Origin of the sequence: Acuticoccus mangrovi (assembly GCF_016411865.1) — a bacterium.
Taxonomy (GTDB): domain Bacteria; phylum Pseudomonadota; class Alphaproteobacteria; order Rhizobiales; family Amorphaceae; genus Acuticoccus; species Acuticoccus mangrovi.
In genome coordinates, this window is the sequence record NZ_JAEKJA010000013.1 from 15,743 (window position 1) to 40,866 (window position 25,124).

24 protein-coding genes and 1 other RNA gene are annotated in these 25,124 nt (G+C 69.4%); 17 read left to right on the forward strand and 8 right to left on the reverse strand.

Translation table 11 applies throughout. The features are described 5' to 3' along the window. Window positions 1–36: 36 nt before the first annotated feature. The 4 genes from JCR33_RS15655 to JCR33_RS15670 are packed head-to-tail and all read left to right on the forward strand — an operon-like array spanning window position 37 to window position 2,993. Complete coding sequence (locus JCR33_RS15655) at window positions 37–726, forward strand: glutathione S-transferase family protein (protein WP_198883048.1); 690 nt, start codon at window positions 37–39, stop codon at window positions 724–726. Then, window positions 707–1,870, forward strand: a complete 1,164-nt coding sequence (gene queG / locus JCR33_RS15660) for a tRNA epoxyqueuosine(34) reductase QueG (protein WP_211110340.1) — start codon at window positions 707–709, stop codon at window positions 1,868–1,870. The genes JCR33_RS15655 and queG overlap by 20 nt, the downstream gene beginning before the upstream one ends. Continuing rightward, window positions 1,867–2,754, forward strand: coding sequence for an SDR family oxidoreductase (locus JCR33_RS15665; protein WP_332461207.1), 888 nt, complete (start codon window positions 1,867–1,869; stop codon window positions 2,752–2,754). The genes queG and JCR33_RS15665 overlap by 4 nt, the downstream gene beginning before the upstream one ends. Continuing rightward, window positions 2,736–2,993 (forward strand): hypothetical protein, encoded by a 258-nt coding sequence (locus JCR33_RS15670; protein WP_198883049.1) that lies wholly within the window; start codon window positions 2,736–2,738, stop codon window positions 2,991–2,993. Before JCR33_RS15665 ends, JCR33_RS15670 begins: the two co-directional genes overlap by 19 nt. A 165-nt stretch (window positions 2,994–3,158) precedes the next feature. Here JCR33_RS15670 and JCR33_RS15675 read toward each other — a convergent pair whose 3' ends face one another. From JCR33_RS15675 to JCR33_RS15690, 4 genes are all read right to left on the reverse strand, one after another. Next, the gene (locus tag JCR33_RS15675; protein WP_198883050.1) at window positions 3,159–4,697 is read right to left on the reverse strand and encodes a 2-isopropylmalate synthase; all 1,539 of its coding nucleotides are present in this window, start codon (window positions 4,695–4,697) and stop codon (window positions 3,159–3,161) included. A 257-nt stretch (window positions 4,698–4,954) separates the two neighbouring features. Next, window positions 4,955–5,512, reverse strand: coding sequence for an LptA/OstA family protein (locus JCR33_RS15680; protein ID WP_198883051.1), 558 nt, complete (start codon window positions 5,510–5,512; stop codon window positions 4,955–4,957). A 31-nt stretch (window positions 5,513–5,543) separates the two neighbouring features. Then, window positions 5,544–6,194, reverse strand: a complete 651-nt coding sequence (gene lptC / locus JCR33_RS15685; protein ID WP_198883052.1) for an LPS export ABC transporter periplasmic protein LptC — start codon at window positions 6,192–6,194, stop codon at window positions 5,544–5,546. Next, the gene (locus JCR33_RS15690; protein ID WP_198883053.1) at window positions 6,191–6,805 is read right to left on the reverse strand and encodes a ribonuclease D; all 615 of its coding nucleotides are present in this window, start codon (window positions 6,803–6,805) and stop codon (window positions 6,191–6,193) included. Before JCR33_RS15690 ends, lptC begins: the two co-directional genes overlap by 4 nt. A 179-nt stretch (window positions 6,806–6,984) precedes the next feature. Here JCR33_RS15690 and JCR33_RS15695 point away from each other — a divergent pair, with 179 nt between their 5' ends. Both JCR33_RS15695 and JCR33_RS15700 read left to right on the forward strand, forming a co-directional pair. Beyond that, window positions 6,985–8,487 (forward strand): lytic transglycosylase domain-containing protein, encoded by a 1,503-nt coding sequence (locus JCR33_RS15695; protein ID WP_198883054.1) that lies wholly within the window; start codon window positions 6,985–6,987, stop codon window positions 8,485–8,487. Continuing rightward, on the forward strand, window positions 8,463–9,644 hold the full coding sequence (locus tag JCR33_RS15700; protein WP_198883055.1) for a helix-turn-helix domain-containing protein: 1,182 nt from the start codon (window positions 8,463–8,465) through the stop codon (window positions 9,642–9,644). The genes JCR33_RS15695 and JCR33_RS15700 overlap by 25 nt, the downstream gene beginning before the upstream one ends. Window positions 9,645–10,216: 572 nt before the next feature. On the opposite strand, the gene JCR33_RS15705 is transcribed toward JCR33_RS15700, so the two are convergent. From JCR33_RS15705 to JCR33_RS15720, 4 genes are read right to left on the reverse strand one after another with little or no spacing between them, the layout of a single operon-like run. Further along, the gene (locus JCR33_RS15705; RefSeq protein WP_198883056.1) at window positions 10,217–10,981 is read right to left on the reverse strand and encodes an SDR family NAD(P)-dependent oxidoreductase; all 765 of its coding nucleotides are present in this window, start codon (window positions 10,979–10,981) and stop codon (window positions 10,217–10,219) included. Window positions 10,982–11,012: 31 nt separating this feature from the next. Continuing rightward, the gene (locus JCR33_RS15710) at window positions 11,013–11,900 is read right to left on the reverse strand and encodes an MBL fold metallo-hydrolase (RefSeq protein ID WP_198883057.1); all 888 of its coding nucleotides are present in this window, start codon (window positions 11,898–11,900) and stop codon (window positions 11,013–11,015) included. Further along, a complete protein-coding gene (locus JCR33_RS15715; RefSeq protein ID WP_198883058.1) occupies window positions 11,893–12,351 on the reverse strand; it encodes a cyclic nucleotide-binding domain-containing protein in 459 nt (152 codons plus the stop codon). The genes JCR33_RS15710 and JCR33_RS15715 overlap by 8 nt, the downstream gene beginning before the upstream one ends. Further along, window positions 12,348–14,987, reverse strand: a complete 2,640-nt coding sequence (locus tag JCR33_RS15720; RefSeq protein ID WP_211110342.1) for an ABC transporter ATP-binding protein/permease — start codon at window positions 14,985–14,987, stop codon at window positions 12,348–12,350. The genes JCR33_RS15715 and JCR33_RS15720 overlap by 4 nt, the downstream gene beginning before the upstream one ends. Before the next feature lie 139 nt (window positions 14,988–15,126). Here JCR33_RS15720 and JCR33_RS15725 point away from each other — a divergent pair, with 139 nt between their 5' ends. The 11 genes from JCR33_RS15725 to JCR33_RS15775 all read left to right on the forward strand — a co-directional run bounded on the left by JCR33_RS15725 (window position 15,127) and on the right by JCR33_RS15775 (window position 25,099). Further along, window positions 15,127–16,341: a glycosyltransferase family protein gene (locus tag JCR33_RS15725; protein WP_198883060.1), complete on the forward strand. Its 1,215-nt coding sequence runs from the start codon at window positions 15,127–15,129 to the stop codon at window positions 16,339–16,341. Then, complete coding sequence (locus JCR33_RS15730; RefSeq protein WP_198883061.1) at window positions 16,341–17,570, forward strand: glycosyltransferase family 4 protein; 1,230 nt, start codon at window positions 16,341–16,343, stop codon at window positions 17,568–17,570. Before JCR33_RS15725 ends, JCR33_RS15730 begins: the two co-directional genes overlap by 1 nt. Beyond that, a complete protein-coding gene (locus JCR33_RS15735; RefSeq protein WP_198883062.1) occupies window positions 17,567–18,646 on the forward strand; it encodes a glycosyltransferase family 4 protein in 1,080 nt (359 codons plus the stop codon). The genes JCR33_RS15730 and JCR33_RS15735 overlap by 4 nt, the downstream gene beginning before the upstream one ends. Next, complete coding sequence (locus JCR33_RS25525; RefSeq protein ID WP_198883063.1) at window positions 18,643–19,761, forward strand: glycosyltransferase family protein; 1,119 nt, start codon at window positions 18,643–18,645, stop codon at window positions 19,759–19,761. Before JCR33_RS15735 ends, JCR33_RS25525 begins: the two co-directional genes overlap by 4 nt. 184 nt (window positions 19,762–19,945) lie before the next feature. After that, window positions 19,946–20,683 carry a polysaccharide deacetylase family protein gene (locus tag JCR33_RS15745; protein WP_198883064.1) on the forward strand — a complete coding sequence of 246 codons (738 nt, stop codon included), beginning with the start codon at window positions 19,946–19,948 and terminating at the stop codon, window positions 20,681–20,683. Continuing rightward, entirely contained in the window at window positions 20,683–21,159 is a 477-nt protein-coding gene (ruvX, locus tag JCR33_RS15750; protein WP_198883065.1) for a Holliday junction resolvase RuvX, read from the forward strand. Before JCR33_RS15745 ends, ruvX begins: the two co-directional genes overlap by 1 nt. 49 nt (window positions 21,160–21,208) lie before the next feature. Then, complete coding sequence (locus JCR33_RS15755; RefSeq protein ID WP_198883066.1) at window positions 21,209–21,823, forward strand: LysE family translocator; 615 nt, start codon at window positions 21,209–21,211, stop codon at window positions 21,821–21,823. Between the two features lie 73 nt (window positions 21,824–21,896). Then, a non-coding RNA gene (gene ssrS, locus JCR33_RS15760) (6S RNA) lies at window positions 21,897–22,052 on the forward strand. A gap of 262 nt (window positions 22,053–22,314) precedes the next feature. Beyond that, window positions 22,315–23,316 carry a type I glyceraldehyde-3-phosphate dehydrogenase gene (gene gap, locus JCR33_RS15765; RefSeq protein ID WP_198883067.1) on the forward strand — a complete coding sequence of 334 codons (1,002 nt, stop codon included), beginning with the start codon at window positions 22,315–22,317 and terminating at the stop codon, window positions 23,314–23,316. Window positions 23,317–23,318: 2 nt separating this feature from the next. Next, on the forward strand, window positions 23,319–23,900 hold the full coding sequence (locus JCR33_RS15770) for a GNAT family N-acetyltransferase (protein WP_198883068.1): 582 nt from the start codon (window positions 23,319–23,321) through the stop codon (window positions 23,898–23,900). Further along, window positions 23,897–25,099 (forward strand): phosphoglycerate kinase, encoded by a 1,203-nt coding sequence (locus tag JCR33_RS15775; protein WP_332461208.1) that lies wholly within the window; start codon window positions 23,897–23,899, stop codon window positions 25,097–25,099. Before JCR33_RS15770 ends, JCR33_RS15775 begins: the two co-directional genes overlap by 4 nt. Window positions 25,100–25,124: the final 25 nt, after the last annotated feature.

The window sequence follows — 25,124 nt, forward strand, 5'->3', positions numbered from 1 at the left end:
CGCATCAGTCCGGTTTTCCAGCGTCAGGCGTTCTCGATGATCCTCCATCACCATCCTTTTCTGGCGCCATGTCGGTTCGTCCGGCTGGCTCTTGCCGAGCATGCGCTGGAGGTGGACCTCGTGTCCGAGCCCTTCTGGGAGGCGCGCGAGAGCTTCGTCGCCGTCAACCCGGGCCTCACCCTGCCGATGGGCTACGACCATGGTCGCGGCCCCTTGATCGGCGCCACCGTGCTGATGGAGTATCTCGACGAGCGCTACGGCGCCGGCCGGCCGCGCCACCGGCTGATGCCGTCGGACCCCTTCCAGCGCGCCGAGGTGCGGCGTCTCGTGGAATGGTTCCTGGTGAAGTTCGAGGAGGAGGTGGCCGGACCCTTCGTGACCGAGCGCATCCTCAAGGTGGAAATCCCCAACCGCCACGGCGGCGGCGCGCCCGATTCGCGGGCGCTGCGCGTGGCGCGGGAGAATATCGTCGGCCACATGCACTATCTCGGATCCATCGCCTCGGCGCGGAATTGGCTCGCCGGCGAGCAATTCTCCTTCGCCGACCTCGCCGCCGGCGCGGCTCTCTCGGTGATCGACTATCTCGGCGAAGCGCCGTGGGATGCCGACCCGGCGGTGAAGACTTGGTATCAGCGGCTGAAGTCGCGCCCCGCCTTCCGTCCCCTCCTGAGCGACCGGGCGCGCCTCGTCCACCCGGCGCCCCATTATGCCGACCTCGACTTCTGATCGAGCCGGGGAGGGCGCCCGCTCCGACGCCGCGGCCGCGGCGCGCGCCTTCGTCATGGAGGACGCCGCCGCGCTCGGCTTCGACGAGGCGCGCATTCTCGACCCGCGTCAGGTGAGCGGGACCCTCGGCGCGCGCCTCGACGCCGCCCTCGCCGACGGCCACCACGGCGACATGGTCTGGCTCGCCACCACCGCCGACCGCCGGCGCCATCCGCTGGCGCTCTGGGCGGACGTCGGCGCGGTGGTGATGGTGGCGATGAACTACGGCCCGTCCGCCGATCCCCTCGAGGGCCTCGCCCACAAGGACCGCGGGCTGATCTCCGCCTATGCGCGCGGACGGGACTATCACGACCTCATGAAGGGTCGCCTCAAGACGCTGGCGCAGCGCCTCGTTGCCCGTCACGGCGGCGACGTGAAGGTGTTCGTCGACACGGCGCCGGTCATGGAGAAGCCCCTTGCCGCTCTCGCCGGCATCGGCTGGCAGGGCAAGCACACCAATCTGGTGTCGCGGCGGCACGGCTCGTGGCTCTTTCTCGGCGCGCTCTTCACCACCTTGCAGCTTCCGGGGGACGCGCCCCATGCCGACCATTGCGGCTCCTGCCGGCGCTGCCTCGACGTCTGTCCGACCGACGCCTTCCCGGCACCCTACCGGCTCGATGCGCGGCGCTGCCTCGCCTATCTCACGGTGGAAGCGAAGACGATGATCCCGCGCCCGTTTCGGCGCCCGATGGCGAACCGCGTGTTCGGCTGCGACGATTGCCTCGCCGTCTGCCCCTGGAACCGCTTTGCGAGCACGGCGCGGGAGGCGAAGCTCGCCGGCGGAGACGATGCGATGGAGCCGCCGCTTGCCGTTCTCGCCGAACTGGACGATCCCTCATTCCGCGCCCGCTTCGCCGGATCGCCGGTGAAGCGGGTGGGGCGAGAGCGCTTCGTGCGCAACGTGATGGTGGCCGTCGGCAACGCGCACGACCCGGCGTTCGAGCCGGTCATCATCGCCCGGACCGCCGACGATGCGCCGCAGGTGCGCGCCGCCGCCGCCTGGGCAGCCCGTGAGACGATGGCGCCCGAGCGCGTCCGTCGCCTTGCCGAACAGCGTCTGGAAAAGGAGCGCGATCCTATGGTGCGCGCGGAGTGGGCGGCGTGAGCGAGCCGCACGACATGCGATTGGTGGCCCTCGGCTTCGGCTACAGCGCCAAGGCGTTCATGCGTCGGGTCCGACCGAAGAGCGTGGTCGGCACCACGCGCTCGGCGGAAAAGGCCGACGATCTCCACCAATGGGGCGTGCGCTCCATTCTGATGCATGGCGAGCCGAGCGCGACGCTCGCCGAAGCGCTGCGCGAGGCGACGCACGTTCTGGTGTCGGCGGCGCCCGGGGAGCGGGGCGATCCGTTTCTGCACCAGGTGGAGCGCGATCTCGCCCACGCCGAACAGCTGGAGTGGATCGGCTATCTCTCCACCGTCGGCGTCTACGGCGACCATCAGGGCGCGGAGGTGGACGAGCGGGCCCAGTGCATGCCGATGTCCGACCGCGGCGTCTGGCGGCTCGGGGCGGAGGAGGCCTGGTCGGCGCTCGGACGACGGATCGGCGTGCCGGTGGGCATCTTCCGCCTTGCCGGCATCTACGGGCCGGGCCGCAACAAGCTCGTCTCGCTCGCCGAAGGTCGGGCCAGGCGGGTGATCAAGAAGGGGCAGGTGTTCAACCGCATCCACGTGGACGACATCGCCGCGACCCTCGAGGCCGCCGTCGCCCGGCCGCAGCATCGCATCTACAACGTCGCCGACGACCTGCCCGCCCCGCCGGAGGACGTCTTGACCTACGCCGCCGAGCTCATGGGCGTCGATCCGCCGCCCGCCGTGCCGTTCGATGATGCCGCCCTCTCCCCGATGGCGCGCACCTTCTATGGCGAGGTGAAGCGTGTTTCCAATCGCCGCATCCGCACGGAGCTGGGCGTGCGCCTCGCAAACCCCACCTATAGGGAAGGATTGAGAGGCTTGTGGGAGAGCGGACGATGGAACGAACGCTTCTGATCGCCGCGGCGGCGGTGCTGACGGTGGGGCCGGTCGCCGCACAATCCGCCGACCAGTATCAGAACCGGCTGAACCTGCAGAATTCGCAGCGCCAGCTCGATCAGATCTCGCGTGATCGGCAGATCACCACGCGCGACACGACGCGCGCCATCAACGACCGGATCGACCGGCAGTCGCTGCAGCGCCAGATCGACGCCAACTCGATGCCGCGCTACACCGTCGATCCGCAGCAGCGCTGACGGCGCGCGGCGTCGGCCCAATGACAAACGCCGGCGCGGAGGGCGCCGGCGTTTGTCATTGGGCTCTCGCTAGAGCTCGGGGCGGGTCGACGAACTCGGGCTCGTCGCCCCGCTCCGGCGCCATCCTGGGGAGAGGAGGGGCGGCCCACCGGTCCTCCCCCCACGTCAGGCGGCGTTGACGGCCTGGGCGTGCTGGCGGCGGCGCGCCATCAGCTTGTTGACGGCCGCGACATAGGCTTTGGCCGAGGCGACGAGGGTGTCGACGTCGGCGCCGCGGCCCGATTCGATGCGGCCGCCCTGCTCCAGGCGAACCGATACCTCGGCCTGCGCGTCGGTCCCCTCGGTGACGGCGTGCACCTGGTAGAGGGAGAGCTTCGCCTCGTGCGGCAGAATCTTCTTCACCGCGTTGAACACGGCGTCCACCGGGCCCGATCCCGTCGCCTCCTCGGTGACGTGGCGGCCGTTGACGTCCATCACCAGGATCGCCTTCTGCGGCCCGCCGGTGCCGGCGATCACCGTCAGCGACATCACCTTGGCGCTCTCCGCGTCCTCGGTGATGTGATCCTCGATCAGCGCCTCGATGTCCTCGTCGTAGACGTGCTTCTTGCGGTCGGCGAGGTCCTTGAAGCGGCGGAACGCCTCCTGCAGGGCGTTGCCGCCCAGTTCGTAGCCGAGCTCGGCGAGCTTCTCCTTGAAGGCGTGGCGCCCGGAGTGCTTGCCCATGACGAGCGAGGTGGCCCGCACGCCGACGTCCTCCGGCCGCATGATCTCGTAGGTCTCGGCGTGCTTCAGCATGCCGTCCTGATGGATGCCGGATTCGTGGGCGAAGGCGTTCTTGCCGACGATCGCCTTGTTGTACTGCACCGTGAAGCCGGAGGCGACGGCGACGAGCTTCGAGGCGCGGGTGAGCTGCGTGGTGTCGACGCGGGTGGTGTAGGGCAGCACGTCGGCGCGGGTTCTGACCGCCATCACGATCTCCTCCAGCGCGGCGTTGCCCGCCCGCTCGCCGAGACCGTTGATGGTGCATTCCACCTGCCGTGCGCCGCCTTCCACGCCCGCCAGCGAGTTGGCGACGGCGAGGCCCAGATCGTTGTGGCAGTGGACGGAGAAGACCGCCTTGTCGGCGTCCGGCACGTTGGCGCGGACATACTCGAACATCGCCTTGTACTCCGCCGGGACGCAGTAGCCGACGGTGTCCGGCAGGTTGATGGTGGTGGCGCCGGCGCGGATCGCCACCTCGACGCATTTCGCCAGATAGTCGAGCGGGGTGCGCGTCGCGTCCATCGCCGACCACTCGATGTCGTCGCACAGGTTGCGGGCCTGGCGCACCGTCGCGTTGATGATCTCGAGCACCTCGTCCTGATTCTTCTTCATCTGGTGCTCCAGATGGATCGGGGAGGTGGAGACGAAGGTGTGAATGCGCGGGCGCCTGGCGTGCCGCACGGCCTCGCCGGCGCGATCGATGTCGGCCGGGATCGCGCGGGCGAGGCCGGCGATGACGCTGGTCTCCACCTGACGAGCGATCTCCGATACCGCCTCGAAGTCTCCCTCGGAGGCGATCGGGAAGCCGGCCTCGATCACGTCCACCCCCATCTCGTCGAGCAGGGTGGCGATCTGGACCTTCTCGTCCAGCGTCATGGAGGCGCCGGGGCTTTGCTCGCCGTCGCGCAGGGTGGTGTCGAAAATGATGATCTGATCGCTCATGGCTCTTGTCCTAGGGCGGCGGGCGTACGGCCGGACCGCATGATCGGGTCTGTGTTTCGATCATCCCCTGAACGTGCGCCCGTCTCGGCGGGCCGCCGACGCTCAGGGGCTGGTAAGGAGAAGGAGGCCGAGCGCGCCCGTCCCGATCGTAGCGATCGGCCGCAGAGGGCATGGGAGGGCGTCGGTATGTCTCATGGCGCGTGTTTGTACACCCGTGCCGCTTCGTTGACCAGTGGCTTTCTCGCCGCCGCCGCCGGCTAATTCGACTTCGCACCGCCCGGCGACAGCAGCACCCGCACCCGCGAGCGCGATTCCACCCGGGCGATGCCGGTGTCGAGGTTCACCGTGATCGTGTCGCCGGTGATGACGTTGCCGTCCTGCGACAGCGTCACGTTGCCGTTGAGCGCCAGGGTGCGGTCGTCGAAATTGACCGTTCCGGCGTCACCCGTCGCCGACTGGCCGTTGGCGGTGAGGAGCACCTTCCCGTCGGCCTCGAGGCGCGAGATGCGCTGGTTCTGCGGCGTCGCCGGGGCATCTCCGTCGGTGCGCGGGGCTTGCGGGTTCGCGGCATAGTGGACGGTGAGGCGCGAGGTCTGCAGCGAGGCCTCCTTCTGGCGCACCGTCACGTTGCCGGTGAACACGGCGATGTTGGACTTGTCCTGAACCTCGAGGGCGTCGGCCTCGATCTCGATCGGGGTGTTCTGATCGGACCCGAAGTCGGCGAAGCCCGTCTGGAGTGTCTGCGCGGCCGAGGCGGAGAGACTGGCCGCAAGGATGGCGATGACGAGCCCTGCGCGCGCCCATGGGAAGATCATAACGGTCGTCTCCGGATGATGCCTTAATCGGTCAAGGTGCGGGGTTGATGACAATGGAGACGCCACCCGTCATCCGGATGCGTGCGCCACCTTCGGTGATGTCGATGCGACCGGCGCGGATGTGGCCGCGCGGCGAGGTGATCTCGATGCCGCCGTCGCCTTCCACCCGGCCTTCGCGCAGGAACACGGTGGCCGCGTTCAGCTGAGCCTCGTTGCCGTCCGAGGAGACCAGCGACACGCCCTCAGACACGTCGAGCACCTCGGTGCTCGTGTTGTAGGTCGCCTCGTTGCCGTGGATCGTCACGCGCTGGTCGTTACCCATGTCGAGATCGGCGTTGAGCCCTTCGAGGGTGAGCCGCGCCGGATTGAGGAGGCTCTGCACCGCACGGTCGGCGACCACCTCGTAACGCCGCCCTTCGCCGAGATGACCGGCGAGGCGGGGGGAATTCATCACCAGCCCGTCGGCGGTGAGCGACAGGCCGGCAAGCGCGGAGAAGGGCAGCAGCTTCGGCAGCACCGCCGCCGCCGTGAGGCCGAGCGCGATGATGGCGCTCACGATCGGAATGACGACCCTAAGCCGGCGGACGCGCCGCGTGTGCCGGCGAGCGCGACGCTGCTCGAGGTGACGCCCGCCGTCGGCGGTCGCGTCCGCATAGGAGAAGGTGGCGCTCGCGTCGGTCATGAGTGGGCGAAGATGTCTGTTTCGGGCCAGCCGGCAAGGTCGAGGGTCACGCGCGTCGGGAGGAAGGCGAAGATCTCGCGGGCGAGGGCGAGGCGTTCTTCGCGCTCCAGCATGCCGGTGAGCACGTCGCGAATCCTGTGGAGGTAGAGCACGTCGGAGGCCGCATAGGTGAGCTGCGCGTCGGACAGGCTGGGCGAGCCCCAGTCCGAGCTCTGCTGCTGCTTGGAGATGTCCTCGCCCACGAGCTCGCGGGCGAGCTCCTTGAGGCCGTGCCGATCCGTGTAGGTGCGCACCAGCTTGGAGGCGATCTTGGTGCAGTAGACGGGCGCCGGCATGACCCCGAACGTCGCCCTCAGGATGCCCATGTCGAACCGGGCATAGTGGAAGATCTTTTCCACGGCCGGATCGGCGAGCAGTGCCTGGAGGTGGGGGGCTTCCCTCTGCCCCCGGGCGATCTGTACGATGTCCACGGAGCCGTCGCCCGTCGACATCTGCACGACGCAGAGGCGATCACGCGGGTATTGCAGCCCCATCGCCTCGGTATCGATGGCTATGGAGGAGATGCCAGCATGCGGGACGGGCAGATCACCCTGATGGTGTCGGATCTTCACCGTGGCTCCAAGTTTACGTGTCATGCCCTGTGATGGGGATGAAACCGCGCCTTGACAATGTTTTCCGTCGCATCGGGTGCATTTGATATGCCGATGCCTCATTTGCGTGTCATTGAGGAAACGGCTTCGCGAATGTTCGGGAGTTGCGAATGCCATGCCGTTTGAGAGGGGAGCGTCGTGTGGTCGCGGCACTCCTCGCCGGTCTGATGATCGCGCCGCCGCCTGTCGCCGCGGCGGGCGCCAGCGTGGCGACGCTTGCGAGCACCGGCGGGTCGATCGCCGAAGTCACCGTGGCGACCACCGAGGATCCGGCAGAAGCCGTGCCGGAAGCGTCCGGCACTCCCCGGGACGGGACCGAAGACGCCACAGACGCCGCGGGCGAAGCCACCGAGGATGCCGTCGGGGCGAGCGCCGAGGACGAGCCGGCCGAAGCCGAAAGGGAGAAGACGGAGGAGGACGCGGCGAAGGCGGCGGAGACGGCCGAGCTTTGCCGCCTCCTCGTCACGGCCGCCGATCGCTACCGCGTGCCGCACGACTTCTTCATTCGGCTGATCTGGAAGGAGAGCCGCTTCAACGCCGGCGCGGTCAGCCCGATGGGGGCGGAGGGGATCGCCCAGTTCATGCCCGGCACCGCCCGCATCCGCGGCCTCGCCAATCCGTTCGACCGGAGGGAGGCCCTCTTCGCCTCCGCCCATTTCCTCGCCGACCTCAAGCAGCGCTTCGGCTCCTGGGGGCTCGCGGCGGCCGGCTACAATGGCGGGCCGAACCGCGTGCCGCCCTTCGTCGCCGGCGACGGGGGGCTGCCCTACGAGACCATCGACTACGTCTTCTCGATCACTGGACGCTCGGCCCACTATTGGGCGCTGCGGGCGCGCCGGGCCGCGACGCGGGCGGCGGAGGCGGCCGTGCTGGAGGCGCGCTGGGAGGCCGACGTGCTCGGCTCGATGGGATCGCTCGGCGGTGCCGCACCCGCCGCGATCCCGACGCCCCTGGAGCGGCCTGCAGCGACTTCGACGACGGCGGAGCGGCCTGCAGCGACTTCGACGACGGCGGAGCGGCCTGCCGCGACTTTGACCACGGCGGAGCGGCCTGCTGCGACCCCGCTGACGGCAAAGCGGCCTGCCGCGACCCCGGTAACGACGGAGCCGTCTGCCGCGCTGGAGGTGGAGGCGGTCGAAGGGTCCTCCGGCGCGGACGCGACCGCCGCGCCACCCGCCGCCGAGGACGACGGCTCTGCGACGGCCGAGCCCGTGGAGGTGGCAGCCGCCGCGGGCGACGTCATCTCCGACGCGGAGAGCGTCGCGACGGAGATGCCGACCCCGCAGCCGCGGCCCGACTACCAGGCCGAGATCGATTGCCCGACGCTCATCGCTCGCCTCGGGCGGCAGCGTTCCGTCGCCCCGCCTGCGGATACGGCCGGCGGGTGGACGCCGTGGGGGGCGCAGGTCGCGGGCCACCCGAATCGGACCATCGCCATGCGCCAATATGCTCGGCTCAAGCCCCGTCTGCCGGGCGATCTCGTCGCCAAGGGGCCGCACGTGGTGCTCCGCCGCTTCGCGGCGCGCGGCCGGCGGCCGATTCACGCGGTGCAGTTCGGCGCGACCAACCGGGCCGAGGCACAGGCGCTCTGCAAGCGCATCTCGGCCGCGCTTGCGCCGTGCGTGGTCGTTCGCAACAGCTGAACAATTCGCCAATTGCAAACGAACGAGAACTCGGCCCACAACTGACTCAAATCGACAAGAAGACATTTAGTAGCGTGAGGCCGAACGGAATGGAGACGCGTCCCACTGGAGCGATCGGGTTGGTGCGGGCGAACGGCTTCGGTCCCCTTCCAAATCTGTTCGAGGAGCGCGCCGGAGAGGCCGCCTTGTGGCGGATGTTCGAGGGCGCCGGCCTCCCGGCCGATGTGACCGGGCTTCCCGACATCCCGATCCCGTTTCGCTCCATGGTCAACATCATCGGGCGATGCGGGCTCTATCTCGATGATCGCACCTTCGGTCTCGACATCGGCGAGCAGATGGCCGGCAAGGCGTTCGGGCGCTGGGGCCAATATACGATCAGCGCCCTCACGCTCGGCACGGCGATCGCACGGCTGTCCACCACCGTGTCGGCGCACCACAACCAGGGGACCGTTCGGCTGGTGCGGGACGAGGAGCGCCTCATCCTGCGCAACTTCGACCGCCCCGTCGACATCGACAGGCGTCACCACAGCGATCACCTGATCCCCATCCTCCTCGGTTTCTGCCGGATTTACCTCGGTGAGGATTGGCTGCCGGAATGGATCGAAGTGGGCTACCCGCACGATCCGGGGGTGCTGCTCCTCGAAGAGCGGCTCGGTGTTCCGGTCCATTGCGGCAAGCCGGGCGTCGGCGTTCCGCTGGCGGGCGCCGACCTCGCGCAAGTCCGGCTCCTGCCGGACCACGCCCTCAACGGGCCGGTGACCTTTCGCGAGGTGGTGGCCGACAGCGTGATGCGCGACGCCCCGGAGCCTGCCCGCTCACTGTCCGCGCTGGTGAGCCTGCGCCTCCTCGACGGCCGCTCCGACATCGAGGGGGCGGCGCAGCTCGCGGGACTGGGCGTACAGACGCTGCAGCGGCGACTGCGCGAAAAGGGCTATTCCTATCGCGAGGTCGTGGACGCGGCGCGGCGCGAGCGCGCGATCGCGATGCTGTTGGAGACCGATCTCTCGCTCGTTCAGATCGCCGTCGCGCTCGGCTATCAGGAGCATTCCGGCTTCACTCGCGCCTTCAAGCGCTGGGTTGGCGTTTCTCCGTCGGAGTTCCGCAGCATCTGCGGACGCTCACCACGAACTCCGAGGCTCTCTGACGCAAATTGGTAAGTTATGTTCGTTCATGTCGCGTAACGTATTGTCTGTTGGGTTTAGAGTTTCAACGATCTATTAAGATAAAGCTAGAGTATGGTGCGTTTAAGCGGAATCACATCGGATCTGCTCCGTCGAAACGGTGCGGCGACGGTCGTTGCCAGGAGGATCTTCCTCTCCATGGCGACCAACCGCGCGGGCCGCGGCGAGCCGGCGATCTCGATGGGAGGACTCTTCCCCCCTCAATATCGACCTGAGCACACCGTCCGCCGACGCCGCCGAGGTGATTCCGCATCTCGGCTCGGCAGGTTGGCTGCGGCCTGACGGCTCGATCGATCCAAGCAGCGTCACCGCCATCGTTCATGATGGCGGCCCCCTTTCGCCATCGGCGAGCATAACTGTGTGGTGCTCGTCGGCTGGGATCAGGACCTTCCCGAAGATGCCCTCTTCACCTGGTCCCAGCACTCCAGGAAACGGGCGGCTCCGGCTGCCCGTTTCCATCTGGCGTTCGCGCGATCGCGCCCGGAGGGGCGCCCTCTGGGCAATCAGCCACAAGCCCGGACATGATCGGGGCGTCCGGGCGACGCGCCTTAGCGCGGCGCCATGCGGATCGCGCCGTCGAGGCGGATCACCTCGCCGTTGAGGAGCGGGTTCTGGACGATCGCCGCCACGAGATCGGCATATTCGGCGGGCTTGCCGAGGCGCTTGGGGAACGGCACCTGCTCCCCGAGCGAGTTCACCACCTTCTCGCCGAGACCGATCAGGAGCGGCGTCTCGAAGATCCCGGGCGCGATGGTCATCACGCGGATGCCGTATTGGGAGAGGTCGCGCGCCAGCGGCAGGGTGAGGGCGGCGATGCCGCCCTTCGAGGCGGCGTAGGCGGCCTGCCCGATCTGGCCGTCATAGGCGGCGACGGAGGCGGTGGAGACGATCACGCCGCGCTCGCCGTCCTCGGTGACCGGATCAGTCGCCGACATGCCGAGCGCGGAGAGGGCCGAGGCGCGGAAGGAGCCGACGAGGTTCACGTCGATCACCTTGGCGAACATGTCGAACGGATGGGCGGCGCCGCGCGACACCGTCTTCGCGACCGGCGCGATACCGGCGCAGTTGACGAGGATGCGCTCCTGTCCGTGCGCGGCGCGGGCGGCCTCGAAGCCGGCCTTCAGGCTGTCTTCGCTGGTCACGTCCACCTTGGCGTAGACGCCGCCGAGCTCTTCGGCGACGGCCGCGCCGGCATCGGACATGTCGAAGATCGCGACCTTGGCACCTTCGGCGGCGAGCCGTCGGGCCGTCGCCTCGCCGAGCCCCGAGGCGCCGCCGGTGACGACGGCGGCGGGCGCGGTGGAGAGTTTCATCGGGGGCGCTCCTTGCTATCGCGCAAACGGGTCAGCTCACCGTGGAGGCGAGCGCGTTCGAGGTCTCGAGCAGCCGTCCGCCGCGCAGGGTGAAGGTCTGGCCCTGATAGGCGACGGAGGTGGTCGGCATCCGCCGCCGCGCGTCCTCCAGAAGCCGGTCGAGCTCGTCGTCGGTCCGGTCGGGATCGTGGTGGAAGAGCACGGGTATCTTGACGCCGGCCCGGGCGGCGAGCGCCAGCGCCTCGCCGGGGGTCGAATGGCCCCAGCCGACGAAGCGGGGATATTCGCTGTCGAGATACATCGCGTCGTAGATCATCACGTCGGCGCCCTCGACGAGCTCGGCGATGGGATCGTCGATCGCCGGGTTGCCGTGCTCGTGGTCGGTGATGATGGCGATGGAGGAGCCGGCATGGTCGAAGCGGTAGCCGCAGGCGTTGCCGGGATGGTTGAGCCGCACGGTGCGCACGGTGACGCCGCAGTCGAGGGTGATGGTCTCGCCGGCCTTGTAGCTGCGGAAGAAGGTGTTGTTGAGCGCCGACGTCGCGACCGGGAAGATCGGCGGACTCATCATCCGCTCGATGATCTTCTCCAGCGTGCCGCCGGGCGGCACGTGGCCGGCCCACAGGTTCACCTTCACCGTCGGATCGTAGGCGAGGCAGAAGAAGGGCAGGCCGCAGAGATGGTCCATGTGGGTGTGGGTGAAGAGCACGTCCACCTGGCTGACGCCGCGGCGGGCGAGGGCGCCTCCAGCGGGCCGGATGCCGGAGCCGCAGTCGATGAGGATGGTCTTCTCGCCCACCCGCAGCTCGAAGCAGGTCGTCTCGCCGCCGTAGCGCAGGGTGTCGCGGCCGGGCGCCGGGATCGATCCGCGGGCGCCCCAGATGGTGAGGGACAGCGTATCGGGTGTCTGCTCAACCATCGGCGAGGGCGGCGCGGAGCCGTCCGAATTCGCGTGTGGTGCGCTCGAGGCGATGAGCGAGGGCGCGCATCACCTCCACCGCCATGTCCGGGAAATTGGTGAGGAGCTTGAAGAAGTGCTCCTTGGAGACGGCGAGCGCCACGAGGTCGGAGGTGGCGCGGACGGTGGCGGTGCGCGGCACGTCGATCAGAATGGCGATCTCACCGACGATATCGTTCTCTTTGACGGTGGCGACGAGCTGCTCGCCGTTGACGCTCTGGATCACCACGTCGGCGTTGCCCGCCAGGATGATGTAGGCGGTATCGCCGAAGTCGCCTTCTTCGACGAGATTCTCACCGGCATCGAACCGCACGCGCTCCGATAGGAAGGCGAGAAGCCTCAGCTTCTGGTCGTCCACATTGCGGAAGAGGGGGATCTTCCGCAGCGCGGCGGCGTCACTCTCCAGACTCATGACGCCTCCTTCTCGAGGGCTTCGACGGCCACGCCGTCGATCGCGATCTGTTGCACGCTATCCCATGGACCTTGAGCGACCAACCTGCCCTCGCGCATCACCGCCACCTTGTCGAGCGTTTTGGCGATCTGCGGGTCAGCCGTGCCGACGATCAGCGTGTGCTCGGCGCAGGCGTCCATGATGCGCGTCATCAGCGCCTTGTCGCCGTCGGCCACCGCGTCGAGGATCAGGACGTCCGGCCGCTTGACGAGCGCGCGCACCAGGCCGATGCGGCGCCGCTGGCTCGCCGAGAGCCGTCCGCCGGCGACACCCACCTCGAAGTTGAGCCCGGCGCGGGCGATCGGGTCGCGCAGTCCGAGTTCCTTCACCGTGTCGCGCAGCAGGTTGTCGATGCGCTCGGACGCGCCGCGACGGTCGACCCGCGGCTTACCGAACAGGATGTTCTCCTCCACCGAGAGGGGCGGGATGTAGCTCGCCTCGTCGAACAGCGCGTAGCGGTCGTTGCCCTTCAGCGCCTTGTGGACGTACTCGCGGGCGCCGACGATCTTGGCCTCCTGCTCGGCGTCGAGCGTCACGATGCGGTGGCGGCCGGGCACCAGGCGGAAGGCGAGGCCGACGAAGGCGTCCGCATCCTCCTGCGGCAGCGGCTTCTGCGGCTTGGCGTTGTAGCGGCGCAGGCGCTGCTCGAAGAGCGGGATCTCGTCCGCGGAGAGGAAGGAGTAGTCGCCGATCAGGCTGGCGTCGGCTCCGGTGTCGGAGAACAGCTCGATCATGGTGGCGGCGACCGAGGCGCCGATGTCGACGAGGAGGTCGTAGACCTTCGCGGTCTTCAGCGCGTCGCGCACCGTCGGGTCGAACGCCGCCTCCCACACCCGCGAGCCCGGGTCGCTCGGCACGGCGAAGAGGGTGTTCTCGCCGAGCGTCGCCGAGTTGTTGAGCTCGCCCGAGGTCCACAGCTCGACGAGTCCGGCCCAGCTCTTGTCCTCGGTGGCGCGGCGGACCACCTCGGCGCGGGCGGTCATGATCTTGTCGGCAAAGCTCTCGGTGAGCTGCTCCTCGAGATGGGCGGCGAGGCCGAGGCGATAGAGGTCGCCCTCGAGCCCCACGAGCTCGACGAGCTCGATCAGCCGGTCGTCGAGCTCGGACGGGTCGCTGACGCCGGCCCGCTCGTAGTCCTCCCACGGAGCGGAGATGTCGAGCAGCGAGTTGCCGGTCAGCGTCGCCTCGGCGTAGCGCAGCGAGCTGACGTCGCCCGTGCCGCCGTTCTCGCCGTCCCGGCGCGGCTCGGTTCTGAGGCTGTAGACGATGTTGTCGCGGATGGTGTCGTTGAAGATGTAGGGCTCGCTGCCGACGAAGGAGACGTGGCGCGCCACCATCGCGTGGGAGAGCTCGTCGATGCGGTGGCCGTCGATGGTCACCCGGCCGGCGATCGGCGGGAGGAGGCCGGCGATTGCGAGCAGCAGCTCGCTGCGCCCCGACCCGTCGCGGCCATAGACGGCGAGACGGGCCTTCGGCTTCACCTCCATCGACACGTCGAGCACCTCCTGCCCGCTGCCGCCGCCGCTGACGGCGAGGGAGGAGAGGGCGATGGTGGGGGTCGTGAGGTTGATCGCATCCTCGCCGAGGCCGTCGAGGCGGTGCGTCGGCACGGCGTCGTCGACGTCGAAATTCTCCACCACCGTCTGGTACTTCACCGACACGTTGGCGAGGTTCTGGTACCAGTTCAGCAGCTCCTTCCAGGGCGAGGCGAGGTCCTTGTAGGCGGCAAGCACCGCCACCAGGGCACCGAACGACATCGAGCCGTTGATCACCAGCACACCGCCCACCGAATAGAAGAAGAAGGGCGGGAGCTGGTTGAGAAAGTTATTGAGGAATTTAATCATGTACTTGCGACGGAAGATCGCAAGCCGGATCCGGTAGTTGAGGAACAGGCGGTCCGACAGGTCCGCGAGGTGGTAGCGGGCCGTGTCGTTGGCCTTGATGTCGGTGGCGGCGCTGACGGTCTCGGCGATGCGGTCGGAGATCACCCGGATGTTCTTGATCCGGTCGCGCGTCAGCATGATGACGCGGCGCTGCAGCTTGGGGATCACGTAGGCCTGCAGCGGATAGAGCGACACCGCCGCCGCGCCGAGGAACGGGTCCTGGGCGAAGATGAAGACGATGTAGACGAGCAGCGTGCCGCCCTGGAAGGCGGGCGTGGCGATCGCCTCGCCGATGAACACGCCGACGTCCTCCACCTCGGCGGTGATCATCGGGATGATCTCGCCGCCCGACACCTTGCGGAAGCGGGTGAGGGGAAAGCGGAGAATGTAGTTGTACAGGATGTAGCGCAGGCGGCGAAGCATCCGCTCGCCCGAGACGCCCTTGTAGATGTTCAGGACATATTTAACGCCGTTGTTCAGAACGACGAGGCCGAGGAAGATGCCGCAGAGCACGATCAGATAGGGGATCTGCGTCAGCTCGAAACCCATGATCGACTTCGGAAAATCTTTGCCCGAAATGGCATCGTTGACGATCCACTTCGGCAGTTCTAGCGTCATATAGAGAATCGGGAACGACACCACGGTCATCCCGAGGATGATGATTTGCTGGCGCTTCGAGTACCGCCAAATAAAGCCGAACAGGGTGCTTTCCATCGTGGCCGGACGTTAGCATCAGCCAACGGCCGGGGGAACGTTTATCTCCGGTTGTTGCGCCCTTGCGCTGCGTGTCGCATAGCTGTTGAGTTAGCGCGGCGCTAATTTCGGTGCGCGCAGGCTTCCGGATGGCTGAACTATGCCGACCGAACATCCGCGGATCCTGATCTACTCGCACGATTCGTTCGGGCTGGGTCACTTGCGCCGCTGCCGCGCCATCGCTCATTCGATGGTGGCGGCCATGCCACGCCTGTCGGTGATCATCCTGTCGGGATCGCCGATCATCGGCAGCTTCGACTTTCGTCCGCGGGTCGACTTCGTGCGCGTCCCCGGCGTGATCAAGCTGCGCGACGGGGCCTACTCGCCCCATTCGCTGCGGCTCGACATCGAGCACATGCTGAAGTTGCGCGCCTCGATCATCGAGCACACGGCCGACGTGTTCGACCCCGACATCTTCCTCGTCGACAAGGAGCCGCTCGGCCTGCGTGGCGAGGTGGAGGACACGCTCAACATGCTGAAGCGGCGCGGCACGCGTCTCGTCCTCGGGCTGCGCGACGTGATGGACGACCCCGCGAGCCTCGCCGACGAGTGGGACCGCAAGCACGCCGTGCGCGCGCTCGAGGAGATCTACGACGACATCTGGGTCTACGGAAAGCAGGCCGTGCACGACCCGCTCGAAGGCATCGCCGTGTCGGAGAAGGTGCGCGACAAGATGCTGTTCACCGGCTACCTCCGCCGCGAGATCCCCGATAGCGACGACCACGCCGAGGAGAACCCCTTCGGCGACGAGCCCTTCATCCTCGTGACCCCGGGCGGCGGCGGCGACGGGATGGAGCTCGTCGACTGGGTGCTGAAGGCCTACGAGGCGCACGAGCGGCCGCTGTTCCCCGCGCTCATCGTGCTCGGTCCCTTCATGCCGCCGGACGCGCAGGCGCGCTTCAAGGCGCGGGCCGAGGCGCTGCGCCACGTGCATCTCATCCGCTTCACCCCGGTGATCGAGCGCCTGATGGCCCAGGCGACGGCGATCGTCGGCATGGGCGGCTACAATATCTTCTGTGAGATCCTGTCCTTCGACAAACCGACCCTGCTCGTGCCGCGCATCGTGCCGCGGCGCGAGCAGGCGATCCGGGCGGCGAAGGCCGAGGCGGCGGGACTCCTCACGTCGCTTCCCATCGATTCCTACCCGGATGTCGAGATGATGATCGAGGCACTTGCCAACCTGCCGGACCAGCGGCGCCCGTCCGCCGCGGGGTTCACCGAGCTCCTGTCGGGGCTCGACACCATCAACCACCGGGCGGCGGAGATCCTGCAGGCGCCGCGCCGGGCGGCCCCGGCCCTGACGCTCGTGCGCTGATGGCGAAGGGTCGCATCGCCGTCGTCGTGAAGGGCTATCCGCGCCTGTCGGAGACCTTCATCGCGCAGGAGATTCTGGGGCTCGAGCGGCTCGGTCTCGATCTCCTCATCGTGTCGCTCCGCAAGCCCTACGACGGCGCCGTCCACGCGCTCCATCGGGAGATCTCGGCACCCGTCCTCTACCTGCCCGAGTATCTGAAGGACGATCCGGCGCGGGTGCGGGCGGGGCGCAACGTGGCGGCGAGGCTGCCGGGCTACGCCGAGGCGGAGGCGATCTATGCCGCCGACCTCGCGCGCGACCCCTCGGCGAGCCGCCGTCGTCGCTGGGGCCAGGCCGCCGTGCTCGCGGCCGAGCTGCCTGGCGACATCGCGATGATCTACGTGCACTTCCTGCACACGCCCGCGTCGGTCGCCCGCTATGCCGCCACCATGCGGGGCCTGCCGTTCGCCTTCTCCGCCCACGCCAAGGACATCTACACGACGCCCGACTGGGAGATCGCCGAGAAGATCGCCGCGGCCGAGTGGGGCGTCACCTGCACCGCCGCCAACGTCGCGCGGCTCAGGGCTCTCGCCGACCGGCCCGACAAGGTGACGCTCGGCTATCACGGGCTCGATCTCTCGCGCTTTCCCGCTCCGCCCGAGCGGACGGGGGCGGGGCCGGTGCGCTTCCTGTCGGTCTGCCGGGCGGTGGAGAAGAAGGGGCTCGACGACCTCTTGCGCGCGCTCGCCAAGCTGCCGGCGGACCTCGACTGGCGGTTCGAGCACGTCGGTGGCGGCGGGCTCGTCGCGCGGCTCGAAAAGCTCGCCGAGCGGCTCGGCATCGCCGACCGCGTGACCTTCTCCGGCGCGATGGCGCAGGACGGGGTGATCGAGGCCTATCGCCGGGCCGACGTCTTCGTGCTGGCGAGCCGGGTGGCGAAGAACGGCGACCGCGACGGGCTGCCCAACGTGATCATGGAGGCGATGGCGCTCGGGCTGCCGGTGGTCTCCACCCGCGTGTCGGCGGTGCCGGAGATCGTGACGGAGGAGACCGGCATCCTGGTCGAGCAGCGCGATCCGGCCGCGCTCGCGGACGCGATGGCCCGCGTGGGCGGCGATCCGGCCTTGCGCGCCCGCCTCGCCGAGGCGGGGATCAGCCGCGTCAAGACGCGCTTCTCGCCCATGCCGACGCTCGAGCTCCTGGCGAGCCGCCTCTCGGGAGACGACGAGCCCGCTCACCGCGCTGCATGAGGGTTGCCGTCCTCGCGCCGATGAAGCCGCCGGATCATCCGGTGCCCTCCGGCGACCGCACCTTCGTCCGGCTGATCCTCGCGGCGCTGGCGCGGGGCGGGCACGAAGCGGCGCTCGTCTCCCGCCTCGTCACGTGGAGGCGCACGCCGGAGGGGCTCGACGCCCTGCTTGCCGAGGCGGAGCGGGAAGCCGCGCGCCTCGCCGCCCTCTGGCGGACTGAGGGGGCGCCCGACGCGATCCTCACCTATCACAACTACCACAAGGCGCCCGATCTCCTCGGGCCGCGGCTCGCGGCGGCGTTCGATCTGCCTTACGCGATCATCGAGGCGAGCCGGGCGCCGCGCCACGCCGACGGCCCCTGGGCGCGCCACTTCGCCCTCGCCGACGCCGCGCTCGACCGGGCCGACCGCGTCGCCGCCGTGACGGCCTACGACATGCCGGGGCTCGCCGCCCATCTGCCGCAGCGGCTCGTCCACCTGCCGCCCTTCATCGACACCGCGCCCTTCGCCGGCCCGCGCGAAGAGGGTGGCGCACCGCTCGTATCCGCCGCGATGATGCGGGAGGGGCGCAAGGCGGAGAGCCTTGCCGTCCTCGCCGACGCCTTCGCCCTCGTCCGGCAGGCGGTGCCCGCGACGCGCCTCGTCGTCGCCGGCGACGGGCCGGCGCGCTCCCGGCTGGAGCCGCTTTTTCCGCCCGGCGTCTTCCGCGGCGCGCTGGAGCAGGCGGCGCTCGGCCGACTCCTGCGCAGCGCCGAGATCTTCATGTGGCCGGCGATCGACGAGCCCTTCGGTTTCCTCTTTCTGGAGGCGCAGGCGGCCGGTCTCGCGGTGGTGGGCGGGGCGACCCGCGGCACCGTGGACGTGGTGGTGGACGGGGAGACCGGGATCCTCGTGCCGCCGCACGACGCCGGCGCCATCGCCGACGCCACGCTGGCGCTCCTGGCCGATACGCCGCGCCGCCGCGCGATGGGCGAGGCCGCCGCCCGCTTTGCCGCCCGCCACGACCTCGCGGCCGGCGCCGCCCGCGTCACGGCGCTTCTGAACGCCGCCGCCGCGCACCGGGGATGCCGGCGGTGACGCGCGTTCTGATCTGGGTGCAGCACCTCCTGGGCACCGGCCACACCGTGCGGGCGGCGGCGATCGGCCATGCTCTCGCCGCGCGCGGTACCGCGGTGACGCTGGTTCTCGGCGCCCGCCCGCCGGCGACCCTCGGTCTTGCCGGGCTCGACGTGGTGCAGCTTCCCCCGGTGCTCGCCACCGACGGCAGCTTCACCACCATCCTCGGCGAGGATGGCCGCCCCTACGCCGACTGGCAGCCGGCTCGCCGCGCCGCCTTCGACGAGGTGGTGCGCTCGGTGCGGCCCGATGCGGTGCTCACCGAGACCTTCCCCCTCGGCCGCCGCGCCTTCGCCGGCGAGATCGTGCCGGCGCTCGCCTCCCTCAAGGGCCGCGTGCCGATCGCGGCCTCGGTGCGCGACGTGCTGGTGCGAAAGAGCGCCGCCAAGGAAGCGGCGATGGCGGCGCTGGTGTCGGACTGGTTCGATATGGTGCTCGTCCACGCCGACCCGGCCTTCGTGCGGCTCGAGGAGAGTTTTGGGGCGACGGCCGCCTTTGCCGAGCGCATTCGCTACACGGGGTTCGTCCACGCTCCGGCGCCACCCGTCTCGGCGGGGGACGGGGAGGGGGAGATCCTCGTCTCGTCCGGCGGGGGCGGCGTCGGCGCGGCGCTGGTGGAGGCGGCGATCGGCGCGGCGCGGCTGACGCCGGGGCGGGACTGGCGCATCCTCACCTCGCCGCAGCTCGGCGACCGGCTCTCGGCGTGGCGCCGGGCGGCGCCGGCGGGCGTCACCCTCGAGCCCAACCGCCCCGACTTCCGCAGCCTCCTCGCCCGTGCCGAGCTCTCGGTGAGCCAGGCGGGCTACAACACCGTCCTCGACGTATTGATTGCCGGGGTGCGGGCCGTGCTCGTTCCCTTCGCGGCGCACGAGGAGACCGAGCAGTCCGACCGGGCCGCCGCGCTCGCCCGGCGCGGCCTCGCCGAGGTGATCGACGAGGATGCGCTCACCACCGAACGCCTCGCGAGCGCCGTCGCCGCCTCGTTCGCCGCGCCACCGCCGCCGCGTCCGGCGATCGACGTCGACGGAGCCGCCCGCACCGCCGAGATCCTGTTGGCGGCGGCGAAGGGCGGCTGAGCACGCCTCTCGCGGGCGCCGTCTCATCGAATGCGCTTTTCCCGCTCGAGCGTTTCCCTGGAGCGGGACGTGCTCTAAGCCGGTGCGCCGAGGACGCCGAGGATGGGCCTATGATGACGACAGGACGCGGCACCCCCCTTCGTCGTCGCCGTTGCGTGGCAGATTGGTGGAGGATGGAGCGTCGATGGAGGATGGTGGGCTGATGGAGGGTCTCGCCCCGCTCGTCGCCGCGCTCGATGCGGCGGCCGCCGCCGGCCGTCCGCGCGCCTTCTGGTGGCGCGACGACGACGCCGTGCGCGTCGGCCCGCGGCTGTGCGCCTTGCGGGAGGTGGCGGCGCGGCACGGCGCGCCGCTCTCGCTCGCGGTGATCCCCGCCGGGGTGGAGGCGGGCCTTCTCGACTGGTGCGGCGAGGAGGGGGTGGACGTGCTGCAGCACGGCGTCGCCCACGCAAACCACGAGCGGCACGGCAAGTCCGCCGAGCTCGGCGCCGCCCGCCCGGTGGCGACGATCGTCGCCGAGTGCGTCGCCGCCCGCGAGCGCCTCGCCCGATCGGCGGCGTTCCTGCCGGTGATGGTGCCGCCGTGGAACCGCATGCGCGAGGACCTCGCGCCCGCTCTCGCCGAGGCCGGCTATCGGGGCCTCTCCCGCTTTGGCGGCCCGCCCGTCGCCGGCGTGCTGCTGCGGGTCGACACCCACGTCGACCCCATCGCCTGGCGCACCACGCGCGATCTCCACGCGCCCGAAATCCGCGCCGCCATCCTGGCGGAGGCGATGGCCGGGGAGGGCCCCGTCGGCCTCCTCACCCACCACGCCGTCCACACCGCGGCGGTCGACGCCTTCGTCGCCGCCTTCGTGCGCCTCGTCAGCGCGCACGAGGGCGCCGTCTGGCGCTCCGCCCGCGATCTCTTCGGAGCGAGCTGATGGACCCCTTCACCCCCATCGAGGAGATCGGCGGCGTCCACGGCGCGCTCTTCGGCCTCGATTTCGGCACCAAGACCATCGGCATCGCCGTCTCCGACGAAGGCTGGCGCATCGCCTCGCCGCTCCACACCATCCGGCGGACGAAGTTCAAGGCCGATGCGGAGGCGCTGCTCGCGCTCGCGGCGCGCTACAATGTGGGCGCCTTCGTCATCGGCATGCCGTTCAACATGGACGGCTCCGCCGGGCCGCGGGTGCAGTCGACGCGCGACTTCGCCCGCAACGTCTCCCGCCTCACCGAGCGTCCGTTGGTCGCGTGGGACGAGCGCTGGTCGACCGTCGCCGCGGAGCGCTCGCTCATCGAGACCGACACCTCGCGCGCCAAGCGCCGCGCCGCGATCGACAAGGTGGCCGCCACGATGATCCTGCAAGGCGCGCTCGACCGGCTGCGCGTCCTCGGCCTGCCGAAAAGAGATTGAACGGCTTCGCGTTCGGGTGCTTGGTGAGCCCCCCGCAGGGAGCCGCGCCATGTTCGACCTTTCCGTGATCCTCACCTTCGTCTTCGCCTCGGCGGCGATCGCCATCGTTCCGGGGCCGACGATCAGCCTCATCGTGGCGAATTCGCTGCGCTCGGGTACGTCGGCGGGGCTCGCCAACATCGCCGGCACCCAGCTCGGGGTCGCCACCATGATCGTCGTGGTGGCGCTGGGCCTCGACGTGGTGGTGGCGGTGATGGGCGAGGCCTTCGTCTACGTGAAGCTCGCGGGCGCGGCCTATCTCGTCTATCTCGGCATCAAGCTGCTGCGCTCCGACGGCACCTTCGCCGCCCGCCGCGCCGAGCGCCGTTCGCTGCTCGGATACGGCGTTCAGGGCTTTCTCGTCATCTGGTCGAACCCCAAGGCGCTGCTCTTCTTCGGCGCCTTCATCCCGCCCTTCGTGGATCCGGCCGAGCCCGCCTGGCTCCAGGTCGCCGTCTACGGCGGCATCTTCATGGCGGTGGCGACGCCGCTCGACAGCGCCTACGCGGTCCTCGCCGGGCGCGCCGGGTCGATGTTCAACCGCCAGCGGGTGCGCCTTCTGGAGAAGGTCGGCGGGGGCATGCTCCTCCTCGGCGGCGCGGCCCTCGCGCTGACGCGGCGGTGAGGCGATCGACTTTCGCTCGGAAAAGACGACGGGCTTCTTCCCGCCGGGCCCGGGCGCATCTATATTGGCGGTGACGAGGCTGTTCGGCTCGACAGGAACTTGAATCCCCGGGGCCTTATCGATCCTAAAGGGAGCTGTTCCTGACCTGGCCCGTGGGCTGGGACATACGGCGCCCACCTACTTTGTAGGTCCCGGGATCGAACCTTCCATCGGCCGAGGCGGCTTCGTCACTTCCCCCTTTCCGACATCATCGGTCCACCGTTTCGCCGGCGCGCCAGCGCGCGGCCGAAACGTGCTGGGACTTTTCTGCGATCCGGCACGTTCGGGCAGTGGATCCGTCTTTTTGACGGGATAGTTACCAGCTTGAGCGATCGGGGACGCCGAGGGGCTTTCCTTGGCCCGTGCGGCAAGGCATGGCAACGCGCAAGCCTGCTCTTGCTCTTGTGGCCCGGCTGCGACAGAAGCAGAGGAAATTCACTCGGAGGCGACACATGGCTGTCAAGGTGGCAATCAACGGATTCGGACGGATCGGGCGCAACGTGCTGCGCGCGATCGTGGAATCGGGGCGGACGGACATCGAGGTCGTCGCCGTCAACGACCTCGGCCCAGTCGAGACCAACGCCCACCTTCTGCGCTACGACAGCGTGCACGGCCGCTTCCCCGCCGAGGTGAAGGTCGACGGCGACACCATCGACGTCGGCTACGGCAAGATCCGCGTCACCGCCGAGCGCGACCCGAAGGCCCTGCCCTGGAGCGACGTCGACATCGCGATGGAGTGCACCGGCATCTTCACCGCGCGCGACAAGGCGGCGATGCATCTCGAGAACGGGTCCAAGCGGGTCCTCGTCTCCGCCCCGGCCTCGGGCGCGGACAAGACCATCGTCTTCGGCGTCAATGACGACGTGCTGACGAGCGAGGATCTCGTGGTCTCCAACGCCTCGTGCACCACCAACTGCCTGGCGCCGGTGGCCTACGTGCTCGACAAGGCGATCGGCATCAAGCGCGGCTTCATGACGACGATCCACTCCTATACGGGCGACCAGCCGACGCTCGACACGATGCACAAGGATCTCTACCGCGCCCGTGCTGCGGCGATGAGCATGATCCCGACCTCGACCGGCGCGGCGCGCGCCGTGGGGCTGGTGCTGCCGCAGCTCAACGGCAAGCTCGACGGCGTCTCGATCCGCGTGCCGACGCCGAACGTGTCGGTGGTCGACCTCACCTTCGAGGCCGCGCGCGACACCTCGGTCGAGGAGATCAACGCCACCATCAAGGAGGCCGCCGCCGGCGAGCTCGACGGCATCCTCGGCGTCACCGACGACAAGCTGGTGTCGATGGACTTCAACCACGACAGCCATTCCTCGATCTTCGCCACCGACCAGACCAAGGTGATGGACAGCAACTTCTGCCGCATCCTCTCCTGGTACGACAACGAGTGGGGCTTCTCGAACCGCATGGCCGACACGGCCGTCGCGATGGCGAAGACCATCTGACGATGCTGCCTTTCCCTCCCCGCATGCGTCTCGCGCGGACGAGCGACGGTCCTGCCCTCGCCGACCTCGTGAATTTCGCGGGGGAGGGATTGCCGCTGCATCTGTGGAAGGAGCTCGCGGGTCCCGACGAGGACCCGTGGGAGATCGGGGCGGCGCGCCAGGTCAAGCGCGCCGAGGACGGCCAGATGGTGGTGATCGAGGAAGCCGGCACCGTGGTGGCGGCGATGAACGGCTATCCCATCTGCGGCGTCGTCGAGATCGGCGAGGCGATGCCGCCGATCTTCCGGCCGCTCCAGATGCTCGAGAACATGGTGGTGGGGACCTGGTACCTCAACGTCGTCGCCACCTATCCGCGGGCGCGCGGCCGGGGGCTCGGCTCCCGCCTCCTCGCCTACGCCGAAGGGCGGGCGGTGGAGGAGGGGCTGGCGGCCGTCTCCATCATCGTGGCCGACGAGAATGTGGGGGCGCGGCGGCTCTACGAGCGGCTCGGCTATGGCGAAATCGCCCGCGCCGACATAGTGAAGGACGGGTGGGACAACCCGTCGTCCCAATGGATTCTGTTGAAGAAGGCGATCGAAGCGTGACGGGTGTCAAAAGCCTCGACCAGATCGGCGATGTCGCCGGCAAGCGCGTCATGGTGCGCGTGGACCTCAATGTGCCGATGCAGGCAGGCCGCGTCACCGACGCGACGCGTCTCCTGGCGGTGAAGCCCACCATCCTGGAGCTCGCCGACAAGGGGGCGAAGGTGATCCTGCTCGCCCACTTCGGCCGGCCGAAAGGCAAGGTGGTGCCCGAGATGTCGCTGAAGCCGGTGGTGCCGGCGCTCGCCGACGTGCTCGGCCGCGAGGTGGCCTTCGCCGAGGACTGCACCGGCGAGGCGGCCGCCGCCGCCGTCGCGGCGCTGCCGGCGGGCGGCGTGCTCGTCCTCGAGAACACCCGCTTCCACGCGGGCGAGGAGAAGAACGACGCCGCCTTCGCCGACGCCCTCGCCGCGAACGGCGACCTCTACGTCAACGACGCCTTCTCCGCCGCCCACCGCGCCCACGGTTCGACCGAGGCGCTCGCCCACCGCCTGCCGGCCTATGCGGGCCGGGCGATGGAGGCCGAGCTCGCCGCGCTCCAGAAGGCGCTCGGCACACCCAAGCGGCCGGTGATGGCGATCGTCGGCGGCGCCAAGGTGTCGACCAAGATCGCGCTTCTCGAAAACCTCGTCGCCAAGGTCGACGCCCTGGTGGTCGGCGGCGGCATGGCGAACACCTTCCTTCACGCCCTCGGCATCGACGTCGGCCGCTCGCTCTGCGAGCCCGATCAGGCCGACACCGCCCGCCGCATCATGACGGCGGCCGAGCGCGCGGGCTGCGCCATCATGCTGCCGCACGACGCTCTGGTGGCGGAGAAGTTCGAGGCTGACGCCCCCCACCTCCACATCGGCGTGGACGAGGGGGTGGACCACGACAAGATGATCCTCGACGTCGGCCCCAACACGATCGAGGCGATCAACGGCGAGATGGACCACGCGGCGACGCTCGTGTGGAACGGCCCGCTCGGCGCCTTCGAGATTCCTCCCTTCGATCAGGGGACCGTCGCCGCGGCGCGTCACGCCGCCGCCTGCACCAAGAAGGGGCTGCTGACGGTGGCCGGCGGCGGCGACACCGTGGCCGCTCTCGCCCACGCCGGTGTGGCGGACGAGTTCACCTATCTTTCCACCGCCGGTGGCGCCTTCCTGGAGTGGCTGGAAGGAAAGGCGTTGCCCGGTGTTGAAGCTTTGAAGTCGGCGAGCTGAGCGCTAAAAGCAGCACAAGCGCAGA